The following is a 13,232-nucleotide window of genomic DNA, read 5'->3' on the forward strand; positions in this document are numbered from 1 at the left end:
TCAACCTCTCACACCAGTGGTTTTGCTCAGTTCAGCCATGACGTCGGCCAGAATGTCGAGGAAGTACGCGGCGTTGTCAGCGGTGAATGGCAACGGAGGGCGGATCTTCAGCACATTGCCTAACGGACTGGAAGCGCTGATCAATACGTTATGCTCGCGCAATTTGTTGACCACATGCATGGCCAGTTCCTCGTGCGGTTCTTTGGTAAGCGGGTCCTTGACGAACTCGGCGCCGATGAACAGACCCGCCCCCCGGACATCACCGATAACCGGATATTCCTTGGCCAGATCACGCAGACCGGCACGCAATACTTCACCGACTACAAGAGAATTCTTCTGCAGGCTTTCCGCTTCGATCACCTCCAATACCGCCATCGCCGCGGCGGTGGAAACCGGGTTACCGCCAAAGGTATTGAAGTAGCGCGCGGTCGTTGCAAAACGGGTCAGCAGTTCCGGTTTAGCCACCACACCACCGATGGGAAGACCGTTGCCCATTGGCTTGCCCATGATCACCAAGTCTGGCACGACACCGTGACGCTGGAAGCCCCAAAACGTATCACCAGTACGCGCGAAACCAGGCTGTACCTCGTCAGCGATGAACAGCCCGCCAGCCCGGCGGACAGCTTCGACGGCCTTGACCAGAAAACCACGCGGGTCGGAGAAGACACCATCACTGGAGAATATGGTGTCTGTCACCAGCGCAGCCGGACGGATGCCGTGACGCAGCATGTCCGCGATTGCCGCTTCAACCGACTCGGCGAACGCGTCGCCGACGTCCTTGTCGCCCGCACGATAGGCATCCGGTGCCGGGACCAGGCGCACCATACTGCCCAGCGCCACGCCCTCACCCAAAGACGGAGACATCTCGGCAATCGCAGCAGTAATGCCGTGGTAGGCGTTTTCAGTCACGATGATGCCAGTATTACCGGTATGGCAACGCGCGATTCGTACCGCAAGGTCCGATGACTCACTGCCGGTGCATGTAAACATGACGTTCGCCAATTCCTCGGGGAAGGTAGCGATAAGCTTTTCGGCGTAGGTCAGTACAGTGTCGTACAGATAACGGGTATGGGTATTAAGCAGTGCCATCTGTTTGGAAACCGCCTCCACGACATGAGGATGGCAATGTCCTACCGAAGGCACGTTGTTGTACACATCCAGGTACGGCGTGTTGTGCGAGTCGTACATCCATACGCCTTCAGCACGGACGAAGTGCACAGGCTTCTCATAGAACAACTTGTAGGACGGGCCCAGCACCTTTGCGCGTCGTTTGAGCAGTTGTTCGATCACTGGATCCAGGCCATGAGCCTGAGCAGGATCGAATGAGTTAATCATCAATGGACGATTCATTATTTCACTCCAGGTTGCATGCTTTGCGAAGAATGGATTGGGCATCCGCTCGGCTGACTTGCGCCAATCGCTGGAGCCCGTACCAGGCAACGCCTGTGTTCTTGAGGATGTAATGACGGTTTGCGGGATATAGACGTGCCCGAAACTCGGTGATCGCAATCGCGGTACACAGACGCGTGATAATCAGGTCATAAAGCAGGTCCACTTCCTCGAGCAGGAGCGGTAGCACGCGATGATAGGCCCCAAGCATCTCGGCCACTTTGCTCAACGGGTGGTCGCCATTGGTGTGATAACTGGTGGCGATAGCGATGTCGTTGATCAACTGGGTCGCCACCATGTCGCCAAAATCGAGGATGCCCGAGACTTCATCATGGCGCCCCTCATCCATTAGGATGTTGTGTGGATTGAAGTCGGCATGAACCACCTGGCGGCGCATGTTGATAAGGCGGGAGTAGACGACTTCGTCGAAATAATCGAAGCCTGCCCGAACCAGATTCCAGGGTTTATTGCCATCGGCATGCTGCGTTGATGGCAGCATCTCCCGGCAAGCTGCCGCTTGCTGAATGTCCCACGCCAGGACTCGATCAGCACCCGGGTGATTGAAGCCACGCAGCGCTAACCCAAGCTCGGCCAGACTGATGCCGATGTTGCGCAACTGGGCTTGCGAGCTGACACTTTTCGGCAAAGCCAAGCCGTCCAAAAACGAAGTCATCCAGATAATTCGTCTTGGATTGTCACCCACTTTCGCCTCAAAGGACGTTTCACCGCTAAGCGACGCAATCAATAGGGGAACTGGAATATGCGGTGCGCGTTCGGCCAGCCAGGCCAGCGCTTGAATCTGCATATCGATGGTCGCGTGATCATCTGCAGGGTTCGAAATCCGCAGGATGTACTGCAAGCCGTCGACTGAAAAAACATGGAACAGCTCGTCACGCTCACAACTGATTCGCGTGCATCGGACACTCTTGCCGTACCGGCCCAGAACAAGCGCTTCGACGTCCGCCAAAGGCGTCTCTTCGACAGCGGTCGTCATGTTGCTCAGTGATAACGAAAGACCGTTAATAGTCATTGGATATGCTGCCTAATGCTATTCAGGACCCGTTTTCGAAGCACAGTCCAGCCGTGACCTGACAAACAGGTCGCTCTGCAGTGCGTTCATAAGAGAGAGTCCCGAATCTCGAATATCGGGAGTACCCCCGCCGGAACGGGGGCGTCATATCATTCGAAGTTCATCATGACGTGACGAACGACCGTGTAGTCTTCCAGGCAATAGATCGACTGATCCTTGCCATAACCAGACATCTTCATGCCTCCATGAGGCATTTCGCTAAGGAGGGTGAAGTGTTGATTGACCCAGGTGGTGCCGTATTGCAGGCGAGCGCTGACCTTGGCAGCGGTCTTGGCATCACGGGTCCAGACTGACGAAGCCAGGCCATAGCGGCTGTCATTTGCCCAGCCAATGACCTGATCGACATCCTGGAAGGAGGTCACTGAAACCACGGGCCCAAATACTTCACGCTGGACGATTTCGTCGGTTTGCAAGGCTCCGACGACGAGGGTCGGCTCGTAGTAGAAACCATTACCCGCCACATGCTTGCCACCCGTGATGACCTGGATATGCGGCTGATCCTTCGCTCGGTCGACAAAACCGGCAACACGTTCACGCTGTCGGGCGCTGATCAGTGGACCGAGCTCTGTACCGGCCTGGTCGGTGGGTCCGAGCTTGATTGAGCTCACAGCCTCCTTGAGGGCCGCGACGAGGGTGTCATGGACGCTTTCATGCACGTAGATTCGGCAAGCGGCACAGCAATCCTGACCGGCGTTGTAGAAGCCAGCCGAGCGTACGGTGGCAACTACCGCCTCCAGGTCCGCGTCGGCCATCACGATCACCGGTGCCTTGCCGCCCAGCTCAAGGTGGGTGCGTTTGAGATTACCTGTCGCCGCTTGCAGGACTTTCTGGCCGGTGGTGACATCTCCTGTGATGGACATCATGTTGATGTCCGGGTGTTCACCCAGCGCTTGGCCGACCGTTTGCCCACGCCCGGTGACAATATTGACCACGCCAGGTGGCAGCATCTCGGCAAGAATACTGCCCAGTTTCAATGCGGTGAGCGGGGTGTTTTCCGAAGGTTTCATTACCACGGTATTCCCCACGGCAATCGGCGCAAAAATTTTCCAGGTGGCCATTGCCAATGGAAAGTTCCAGGGAGCAATGGCCCCGACCACCCCAACAGGGTCACGACGAATGATACTCGTATGGTTGGCTGCGTATTCGCCGGCCGCCAGCCCGGTCAGGCAACGCGCCGCGCCAGCAAAAAAACGAATGTTGTCCACCACGCCCGGGATCTCATCCTCAAGCATGCGCTCGTAGGGCTTGCCCACGTTCAACGATTCGATTTGGGCAAAAGCGGCGCCTTCCTGTTCGATTCGATCGGCAATTTTCAGCAGGAGCGCCGAGCGCTTTCCCGGGGGCAACTGCGACCAGGCCGGGAACGCTTTGCGAGCGGCGGCCACCGCTTGATCAATCTGTTCGAGGCTAGCTTCCGGCACTTCCCCCAGCACTCGACCGGTTGCCGGGTTCACCAGCGTTTCTGCTTGGCCTTCGCCGCGAACCAGCTTGCCGTCGATCAACAGATCAATCACGAACTCTTGTGTAGTGCTCATAGTTACTCTCACGCTCGTCTGTAAAAACTGTGACAGGGCAACCAGCGCGTCACGACCCGGCTGCGCTCCTCGTTACAGACAAACTATGACAGTATGGACTGAGCCCCTATGTCCAATCGGAACTAGTTGTTATGTCCACTTTCGACCCCAATCTACTGTCTGACCTGATCCTAGCCACGCTGAAGGAAAGCAGCGGAATATCGTTGCAACGGCAGATCTACAAAGTGGTGCAGCAAGCAATCCTTGACGCGCGCTTGGCCCCGGGTCATCGCCTGCCTGCAACTCGCGCGCTGGCCAGAGAATTGAACGTCTCGCGCATGACCGTCACCTTGGCCTACGACAAACTGGGCGCCGAGGGATACATCGTCAGCACTCATGGCAGCGGCAGTTTCGTGGCCAATATTCACCCCGCCGTCAACCGGGCACAGATGGCAACGGAGCTTTCAGCGCCTGATGACAGACCAGGACTGTCACGCCGGGCGGTCGAATTGGTGGGCGGGACTCACGGGGCGACCCAGCATGAAGGCGCGTTCGTCCCGGGTGTAGCTGATACCACCAACTTTCCCTTCCATATCTGGCAACGCATGCAGAATCGATACGCCAAGAAGCCCTTCTCGGCGCTGACCGGCTATAGCAGCGACGGGGGGTATCTGCCTCTGCGTCAGGCCTTGGCGGAGTACTTGCAGATATCGCGCTCAGTAAAATGCAGCCCGCACCAGATCCTGATCACGATGGGAACGAATCAGTCCCTGGACTTGTGCGCGCATATGCTGGCCGACACGGGCGACGTCGCACTGATCGAGGAGCCCTGCAATTGGAGCACCGCACTTATATGGAAAGCGGCAAGCCTAAGAGTAGTGCCTGTTCCGATTGATGAGGATGGTGTCGCTGCTCAGCTCTTTCCCTTTCAGAAAACCAAGCCTGAAGACCTGCCAAAATTACTCTTCACGACACCGTCGCACCAATATCCGATGGGGGGCTCGATGAGCTTGCATCGGCGCCGACTGTTGATTGAATTGGCCAGGGAACACAACTTCTGGATTATTGAGGACGACTACGACAGCGAGTTCCGTTATGACTCCAGCCCCCTGCCCTCCCTGCAGGGACTGGATGAACATGAGCGGGTCATCTATCTGGGCACCTTTAGCAAGGTGATGTATCCAGGATTGCGAATGAGCTATCTGGTAGTGCCCGAAGCACTCGCCGACGCCTTCGCCAGTGGCCTGACGCAGCTGTATCGCCCAGGCCAACTTGGACTTCAGGCCGCCATGGCCGACTTTATCGGCGAGGGCTATTTCGCGACCCATATCAGAAGAATGCGGGGCATTTACGCTGAGCGTCAGCGCGAACTGAAACGTGCGTTGAACGAACACTTTGGTGACACCATAACAGTTTCAACCGGGAACACTGGACTGCACCTGACCATACAGTTCACCTCCAACATCGACCTCGCCAGAATGACAGCAGAGGCCAGAACGAGAGGCGTATATCTGCGCGACATAAGCCTCTATCACCAACTGCCGCATTCAATGAAAGGTTATGTCCTGGGTTATGGAGGGGTCAGGACGAATGATATCGAACCCGCCGTCAAAAAGATGGCCGAGGCCTATCTGGTAGCAAAAAACAGTAAAAACTAGGCATGCTGAATATGCGAGACGGGGATCGCTGCCAAAATCATGTACTGGCCGGCTCCCGGGTGAGGCGACACTGACTGCGTCACGATTATGCCGAAGAGAAGAAACATGTTTGGAATTTGTTGGTGATCAACTCAGTGCTGTGCTGTCCTCAACCTACGAGCATGCACCTAGCCAGTCGGTGATGTCCTTTCTCCATCCGAACAGCTACCGCTAAAAAAGCATAGATAAACCTTCATAGATGCCGCTACGAACGCTTACCTATGCAAAGGGTGAGTTCAGATATACGCGATAAACCCAAGCATCAGGGGAGCATTCAGGTCGCTGGCTCCGCCATATACGTACTTTCACTGTTGTGCCTGACAAGCCCCCACACAATCCTAACAATAAAAAAGCTACCACCTCAGAAGGTCACCGGGACGCCCGACACGCCCCGGCTACTGGGGTGGTGCTCGCAGTCTGCACGTACCTTCACCAGAATAGGCGCTGAGCCACGCCTACCCCAGACAGTCGATTAACTCACTACATCAGGCAGTACTTCGCCAACCAACGCGCGACGGGCACGCTCCACTGCACCGTCTTGCAGTGCCCCCAGGGAAGTGTTCGAGCGCCAGGCGATATGCGGGGTCAAGATCACGTTGGGAGCGTTACGTAAGGCGTTATCCGCCGGCAACGGTTCCTTGGCGAACACGTCCAGGGCCGCACCGGCGATGTGACCTTCATGCAGCGCTTCGGCGAGCGCTGGCTCGTCGATCAGCCCACCTCGGGATACGTTTATGATCACCGAGCCTTTGCGCATGCGCTTGAGCACTGCAGCGTTGATCATGTTACGGGTGTCGGCGTTAAGGGGAAGGTGCAGTGAAACCACGTCCGACTGCTCGAGCACTTCTTCGAGTGAAGCCTGGGTCACGTTGTCGAAAGTAGCGTAAGGATCGTAGGCTTTCACACGAGTCCCCAGCGCCGCCCACCAGCCGGCCGTCAGACGACCAATCCGGCCCATGCCGACAATACCCACTTCCATGTTGGCAAACTTGGGCGTGTCATAGGCAATCGTGCCAGCCCAACTACCTCTCTCGATCGAGGCCTGGCCTTGAGGCAAACGGCGAGCCAGTGCGATGCCCATCGCAAGCGCATGCGCGGCCACTTCCTCAGAAGAGGCGTCCGGAACGATCGACACCGGAATATTGAGGTTTTTTGCAGTCTTGACGTCGATGTTGTCGTAACCCATGCCGTAGCGAACGACCGCCTTGCATCGCGTCATGCGCGAAAACTCGGTTTCGTTCACCTTGCCATAAGGCGTCACCATGACGATAACGGCATTCGTCATCCCGTCGGTGAAAGCTTGTTGGTCAGCGGCAGCCACCAGTTCAAGGCCGAATTGGTCAGCCAATGCCTGCTCACGCTCAAGGTGCGGAAATTGGTGAGGGGCAATCAAAAGAGTTCCGTTGGAAATAGCAGAATGCATCGCTCTAATCCTTGTTTTTCAGAATTCGAAAGGAGCCTCGCCGTTACGCGGATAAGGCCCGTTTAAGTCAGTCGATTCGACGGCCTATACGGTCATAAATGACAGAGCCGCGACGTTTGAGATAAATGGCAAGCACAATGCCGACGATGATGGACAGGTAGGTCAAACCGACCAGCCCCCACATCACAGCTGGCGGAGCATCGATCAACAGCTCAATGTTCATCGACGCAGTGACCAGAACGACACCTACACCGATAGCAGCGATCAAGGGGGCATAGAAGATCTTCCACTTTGTCCCCCCCTGAGGGTCCCTTTTGAAAAACACCAAGACAGCAATCGACGTCATGAACAGCAGCAACAACATTCCGTAGAACGCGATTCCCGCTGCCGCGCCATAAAGCGAAAGATCCTTGCCTCCCGTCGCGATCAACGCCAGCAGTGCCAGCAGCCCCGCAGCCCCAACAGCCATTGCCGAACGATAGGGAGAACCGTGTTTAGGATGAACAGCGGCAAAATATTTGGGCAGAACCCCATCCACACTCAGCGAGTGGGTGTAGCGCGAAAGAATGTTCTGCAACGCGAGGGTGGAGGCAAACATACTGGTGACGATTAATACGTTGACAACCTGATTGGCGAACACACCTACATATTTTAAGACTGCATCAGGCATCATCGCCGCTGGATTGGCCTGAGCCGCCGCGACAGCATTACTGGCACCAGACGCCAGGATCAGTCCGTAGGACGATATGGCATAGAACACGCCTAGAAAAATGATCGCCAGGTAGGTCGCACGCGGGATTGTTTTGAGCGGGTCCCGAACCTCGTCCCGATAGATGGCCGTGGCTTCAAAACCGTTGAACAGACCAACGCTGAACAACAGCAGCAAACCCAGCTTGGGCGTCACAAGGCTCGCCGGGTTCCATGGCTCCAGTGCATAGCCTTCAGGTCCGCCATTGGAAATCACGGCCACGTCGAAGATAACGATTGCAATGATTTCAAGCACTAGAAGTGCCGACAGCACTTTGGCCGAAAATTCCACGTTGAAGTAACTCATAGCCCATACAACCAACAGCATGGCCAACGACCATACCCACCAGGAGATCGCAGCGGTGGGGACAAAGCTGGCAATCAGGTTGTTAACGGCAACACCAGCGAATACCAGCGCAGCGATAATGTTGAAGCCATAGGTCACAAGTGCGAGGAAAGACCCACCCAGTCCCATGGGACGTCCCAGGCCTTCGGTTATGTAGGTATAAAACGCCCCGGGTCGTGGAACCCTCCGGGTCATGTTGGTGAAGCCAGTCGCAAACATGATCATCAATACAGTGACACCCAGGAACGCGATAGGTACACCGATACCAAAACTAATATTGAACGACAGAAACCCGCAAACAACACCCAGTGGCGCCGAAAAAGCGAGTACGGTGAACATGAGATCGAGCGTTCCCATGTTGCCCTTGAGTTTGTAACCGGGTGCAGCTTCCTTTGCGTCGTCTGAAGCGAGTTTCAAACTTTCTATAGCGTTCATCTTTGATTTTCCTGTTGGCATTTTTATAATGTAAAAAATTTATAGGCAGGAGAAATACGAGCACGACTTTGTGAAGCATCCAATGATATGGCTGATTTTTGTTTTATGTCATGAGCCGCAATTCGCGGCTCATGACGTGGCAAACCTGAAGCTATTGAAAACACATACAGCAACCAGATTTAAGGATCGGTTTCACTCTAAGAGCAAACCTGCCAAGTCTTTCACCGTTTTACGGCTTTGCTGGCGTGCAAATTGCTGCACATACCATTTGCCAAGCGCCTGTTTACCCGTGGAGCCACTGGCTTTCCAGCCGCCGAACGTTTGCGGACCTGGCCACCATCCTGTGGTCGCGTGTCCTGGTACATTAACGTCCACGCAACCGGCTTCGATCTCACGCAGGAACGTGCGCGCTTCTTCCACATCACCGGTATAGATGCCCGCGGTAAGGCCCATCGACGTCGCGTTGGCTGCGGTCATAGCATCTTCAAAACTGTCGACTTTGCTGATCGAAACCAGCGGCAGGAAGTACTCAGTAACTGCCAGTTCATGTTCAGCGGGCATGCCCGAGATTACCGTGGCCTCTACAAAGTAACCTTCTTGTTCCAGCACCTGGCCACCGTCAACGCGATAGCCGCCAGCCTTAGCCTGTTCGACAACCTGCTTGAAACGCTGGACGGCGCGCTGGTTGACCAGTGGGCCGCCGAAACTGTCTTTTACAGCTGGCTCGGCAATCACCACTTTCTGACGACGCTCGGCGACCAGTTCAACCAGGCGCTCGTAGGCCTTGGGTGTCGCAATTACACGGGAAAGCGCACTGCATTTTTGCCCTACCAGGTCGAACGCCGAGAACACGATTCCGTCAGCCGCCATTTCCAGATCAGCGGTGTCTGTGACAATCACAGGATTCTTGCCGCCCATTTCGGCGATTACCGGGCGTGGATAAGGGCCGCAGTTGAACTGTCGAATGATCTCCTGGCCCACGGCCACGGAACCCGTGAAGGACATGCCATCGACATCGCTCGCAACCAGCACACGTCCCGGTTCGTCGGCGCCGTGGATGATATTGACCAACCCTACGGGCAGGTCCATCGCCTCACACATTTCATACACGGCGTGGCAAGACCACGGGCCATCATGAGTTGCTTTGATCACCATCCCATTGCCAGCGATGATAGCGGCAATGGTAGGCCCGGCCGCCTGCACGATCGGGTAGTTGAACGGCGTAATAAACCCAAACACACCGTACGGACGAAGCACGGAGGCATTCGCGAACCCTGCGGGATCTGCCTCCCGCTCATCCTCAAAAGCACCCGGACGGCCCGCGTATTCAGTATAGAACTTCAGTATTTCCAACACTTCCGTAGCTTCGCCACGGGCGCCGGCACGGGTTTTACCAATTTCAACCGCTACGCGAACAGTCCAGTCGTCGATCTTGCCAGCAACGTAATCCAGCGCCTTGGCAACTCGTGCAATACGCTCCTTCAGCGGAACCTTGACCCATTCACGTTGCGCTTCGCGGCTCTTCTCGACTGCCAAGTGAACCAACTCGGCCGGCGCATCATGGCAACCGGAAACAATCACCGAAGGAAAGCTTGGGTCCTCACGCTTGAGCAGCGCACCGTCGAAGTACTTCTTACCCGCGATCACATGCGGAACTATCGTAGGCGGCTTGGCGCGTTGAGCCGCGACGGCGTTGGCGAAAAACTCATGGTTGGCGGTAGTCATCATCATCCTCGTACCAAAGGAATGGACACTCGGTCGAGTGTTCACTTGGTAATCAGGCTACCCACAAAGCCCCGCCTCAACTGTCCCAACCTGAGACATAAGCGTAACCGTTTGTTAACTATATATTTTTTCCAAACCCCCTCTTGCAGCATGCTTGCTCAAGTCTTCCTACGTAATTGAACATCGCTGCAAAAAGATAACGGCAACCGTCATCCTTGAATGCATACCCAACGACGCACACCGCCTCGCCGCTGATCGCACCTTGTCCCAACTCGGCACAGTTAGACGTTTTAAGCCGAAGTTAGTCTAGCCCCACGATGTCGACCACTTAGGGTCATTCTTCTCAGGAGACGGGCGGACTATCATGGCAAGCAATAACGACAACCACAGCCTCAACCAGGATCCTCAACTTCGTCGTGGCTCAAAGGGTTTCCCCCTTCTGCCCGGCGGCTATGGCCGGTCCACTTACTATCTGGGTGCGCCCACTCCCTACGCCGTTCGCGGCGAAGGGTACAAGGTATGGGATGACCGTGGTCGCGAACTAATTGATGCCAACAACAACTTCACAACTTTGATCCACGGCAACGCCCACCCCGCGCTAGTCGAGGCGGCCAGCCGGGTGATCAAGAACGGTAGCTGCTGGGGTATTCCGAACAAGCAGGAATGGGAACACGCGGAGTTGCTGCTGGCGCGTCTGCCGGGGCTGGATCAGGTTCGCTACACCAACTCCGGCACTGAAGCGGTCATGACTGCCGTTCGCGTGGCACGTGGCGTAACCGGGCGTGATGGCATCATCATGATGCAGAACGGATACCACGGTTCTTCCGACCTGGCACTGTGCACAGGCGGCCCGCAATATCGCCGAGGCGTTCCGGCAGGCGTTTCCAATGACGTCACGCTGGTCGCTTTCAATGACCTTGCAGCCCTTGAAGAAGCCGTGGCTGCAAGACCGGATTACTTCGCGGCAATAATCATCGACGTACTCCCCAACCGCGCCGGATTGATCGCCGCCACACCGGAGTTCATCAAGGGTGCCCGCGCCCTGGCCTCGCGCTACGGCGTGGTATTGATCATTGATGAAGTCATCAGCCTGCGCCTTGGCTTTAACGGTGCCTGCACCGAATATGGCATTACCCCTGACCTGCTTACCACCGGCAAGCTGATTGGTGGCGGCTTCCCAGTAGGTGCATTCGCCGGCCGCGAAGAGTTGATGCGCCACCTTGACCCGACCGGCCCGAGCCCGCTTCCACAGGCCGGGACCTTTTCCGGCAATCCAGTGAGCATGGCGGCCGGCGCAGAGTCACTGCGTCTGCTGACACCCGACGCCATCGGCTCAATGAACGCATTGGGCGATGAAGCCCGCCTGGCCATTGCTGATCGAGTAGACGCACTGGGTTGGGAGGTTCGCGGCAAGGGCTCGTTGTTCCGCCCATTCCCCAAGACGGGAATCGCGTATACGACCGAGCTACAACACAGATTGTGGTGGGCAGCCTATGACCGTGGCGTGCTGCTCTCCCCAGCCAACTTGATCGCGCTTTCTTCACCAATGACTCAAGCGGTGGTCAACGACCTGGCGGATCGCCTGACGGATGCCATCAGCTTCGTCGCCAATAACTAATCCTCGATAACACCTGGGCCCGCAAAAAAGGCCCGGGCGACCTGCGCCTCGTTCAACGTCGAGCGGGCCCGCGCAAGCTCAATCACGTTGTAACTCACAATAAATTGGAGGTTTTTATGGATATCGGTCTCTTCATGGTGCCATTTCGCGCACCACAGACCAGCCTGAAAGATGGCTACGAATGGGACATGCAAGTCATTCGCTGGGCAGATGAGTTTGGTTTATCCGAAGTGTGGGTAGCCGAGCACAGCACCATGCGCTGGGAGCCCGTCTGTTCGCCTGAGCTTTACCTTGCGGCTGCGCTAGCACAAACCAAGCGAATCAAGCTCGCCACCGGCGCCAACGTGCCGGCGAACCACAACCCGGTTGCCCTGGCTCACCGGCTGATGCAACTGGACCACATGTCCCAGGGCCGTCTAATCGTCGGTCTGGGCGCGGGCGCTTACCCTTCCGACCACAAGATCCACGGCAACACCAACCCTCCCGAGAAAATGGCTGAAGCCGTAGATATCATGCGTGCAATCTGGGAGAAAAAAGGGCCATTCAAGTACGAAGGCAAATACTGGCAATTCGAAGTTCCTGAGTACGACGAAATTCAGCAAGGGCCATTCTTTGAACCCTTTCAGAAACCACACCCACCGCTGGCGATGGCAGGCCTGAGCCCGAATTCGAAGACGCTGACCGAGGCCGGCCGCAACGGCTATCTACCGATGAGCTTCAACGTGGGCCGCGAATACCTGGCCGGCCACTGGTACCGCTACATGCAGGGTGCGGAAGCGGCCGGCAAGGTCGCTGACCGCAACCAATGGCGAATCGCCCATAACATCCTGGTAGCCGATACCGACGAAGAAGCGATAGACATGGCCGTCAACGGTGCGATGGGACAGGCGTATCGCGAATGGATGCTGCCAGGCTACGAGCGCGGCGGGTTCCTGCCATTGATGGTTCCAGAGCTGGGTAAAGTGACAGCGAATGACATCGACATTGAATACTTGGCGCGAGAAAAGTGGCTTGTCGGTTCTCCGGACACCATAGTGAAAAAATTGCAACGTGATCTGGATGCATCCGGTGGGTTCGGCACCCTGATCCACTTCTCGTTTGACTACCTCGATCAGCGTGAAAAATACCGCCGTCACTTCGAACTTTTGGGCACCGAAGTACTGCCTCGCATCAAGGGCATCGTGCACAAAACCGAGAAACTTGCGGACTTGAAGCGCCCTGCTGGCATCACCGATTGATAACCGCGAC

9 protein-coding genes and 1 pseudogene are annotated in these 13,232 nt (G+C 56.2%); 4 read left to right on the forward strand and 6 right to left on the reverse strand.

Annotation, left to right across the window (positions count from 1 at the left end):
* From KSS97_RS17990 to KSS97_RS18000, 3 genes are all read right to left on the reverse strand, one after another.
* On the reverse strand, positions 1-1,350 hold the full coding sequence (locus KSS97_RS17990) for an aspartate aminotransferase family protein (RefSeq protein WP_046061876.1): 1,350 nt from the start codon (positions 1,348-1,350) through the stop codon (positions 1-3).
* A gap of 4 nt (positions 1,351-1,354) precedes the next feature.
* Positions 1,355-2,419: a phosphotransferase gene (locus KSS97_RS17995; RefSeq protein WP_217859822.1), complete on the reverse strand. Its 1,065-nt coding sequence runs from the start codon at positions 2,417-2,419 to the stop codon at positions 1,355-1,357.
* Positions 2,420-2,568: 149 nt separating this feature from the next.
* Positions 2,569-4,014 carry a gamma-aminobutyraldehyde dehydrogenase gene (locus tag KSS97_RS18000; protein WP_217859823.1) on the reverse strand — a complete coding sequence of 482 codons (1,446 nt, stop codon included), beginning with the start codon at positions 4,012-4,014 and terminating at the stop codon, positions 2,569-2,571.
* A gap of 131 nt (positions 4,015-4,145) precedes the next feature.
* Here KSS97_RS18000 and pdxR point away from each other — a divergent pair, with 131 nt between their 5' ends.
* Both pdxR and KSS97_RS28405 read left to right on the forward strand, forming a co-directional pair.
* On the forward strand, positions 4,146-5,651 hold the full coding sequence (gene pdxR / locus KSS97_RS18005) for a MocR-like pyridoxine biosynthesis transcription factor PdxR (RefSeq protein WP_217859824.1): 1,506 nt from the start codon (positions 4,146-4,148) through the stop codon (positions 5,649-5,651).
* Positions 5,652-5,674: 23 nt separating this feature from the next.
* Positions 5,675-5,865, forward strand: a pseudogene (locus KSS97_RS28405) (hypothetical protein); the annotation flags it as partial.
* 297 nt (positions 5,866-6,162) lie between these two features.
* On the opposite strand, the gene KSS97_RS18010 reads toward KSS97_RS28405, so the two are convergent.
* The 3 genes from KSS97_RS18010 to KSS97_RS18020 all read right to left on the reverse strand — a co-directional run bounded on the left by KSS97_RS18010 (position 6,163) and on the right by KSS97_RS18020 (position 10,366).
* Positions 6,163-7,113, reverse strand: coding sequence for a C-terminal binding protein (locus KSS97_RS18010; RefSeq protein ID WP_217859825.1), 951 nt, complete (start codon positions 7,111-7,113; stop codon positions 6,163-6,165).
* Positions 7,114-7,180: 67 nt separating this feature from the next.
* Complete coding sequence (locus KSS97_RS18015; RefSeq protein ID WP_217859826.1) at positions 7,181-8,641, reverse strand: APC family permease; 1,461 nt, start codon at positions 8,639-8,641, stop codon at positions 7,181-7,183.
* A 192-nt stretch (positions 8,642-8,833) separates the two neighbouring features.
* Entirely contained in the window at positions 8,834-10,366 is a 1,533-nt protein-coding gene (locus KSS97_RS18020; RefSeq protein ID WP_217859827.1) for an aldehyde dehydrogenase family protein, read from the reverse strand.
* Positions 10,367-10,730: 364 nt separating this feature from the next.
* Between KSS97_RS18020 and KSS97_RS18025 the strand changes: the two genes are divergently transcribed.
* Both KSS97_RS18025 and KSS97_RS18030 read left to right on the forward strand, forming a co-directional pair.
* Positions 10,731-11,984 (forward strand): aspartate aminotransferase family protein, encoded by a 1,254-nt coding sequence (locus KSS97_RS18025; protein WP_046061881.1) that lies wholly within the window; start codon positions 10,731-10,733, stop codon positions 11,982-11,984.
* Positions 11,985-12,100: 116 nt separating this feature from the next.
* Positions 12,101-13,222: an LLM class flavin-dependent oxidoreductase gene (locus KSS97_RS18030; RefSeq protein WP_046061882.1), complete on the forward strand. Its 1,122-nt coding sequence runs from the start codon at positions 12,101-12,103 to the stop codon at positions 13,220-13,222.
* Positions 13,223-13,232 lie beyond the last annotated feature (10 nt).

Source organism: Pseudomonas alvandae (assembly GCF_019141525.1).
Lineage (GTDB): Bacteria > Pseudomonadota > Gammaproteobacteria > Pseudomonadales > Pseudomonadaceae > Aquipseudomonas > Aquipseudomonas alvandae.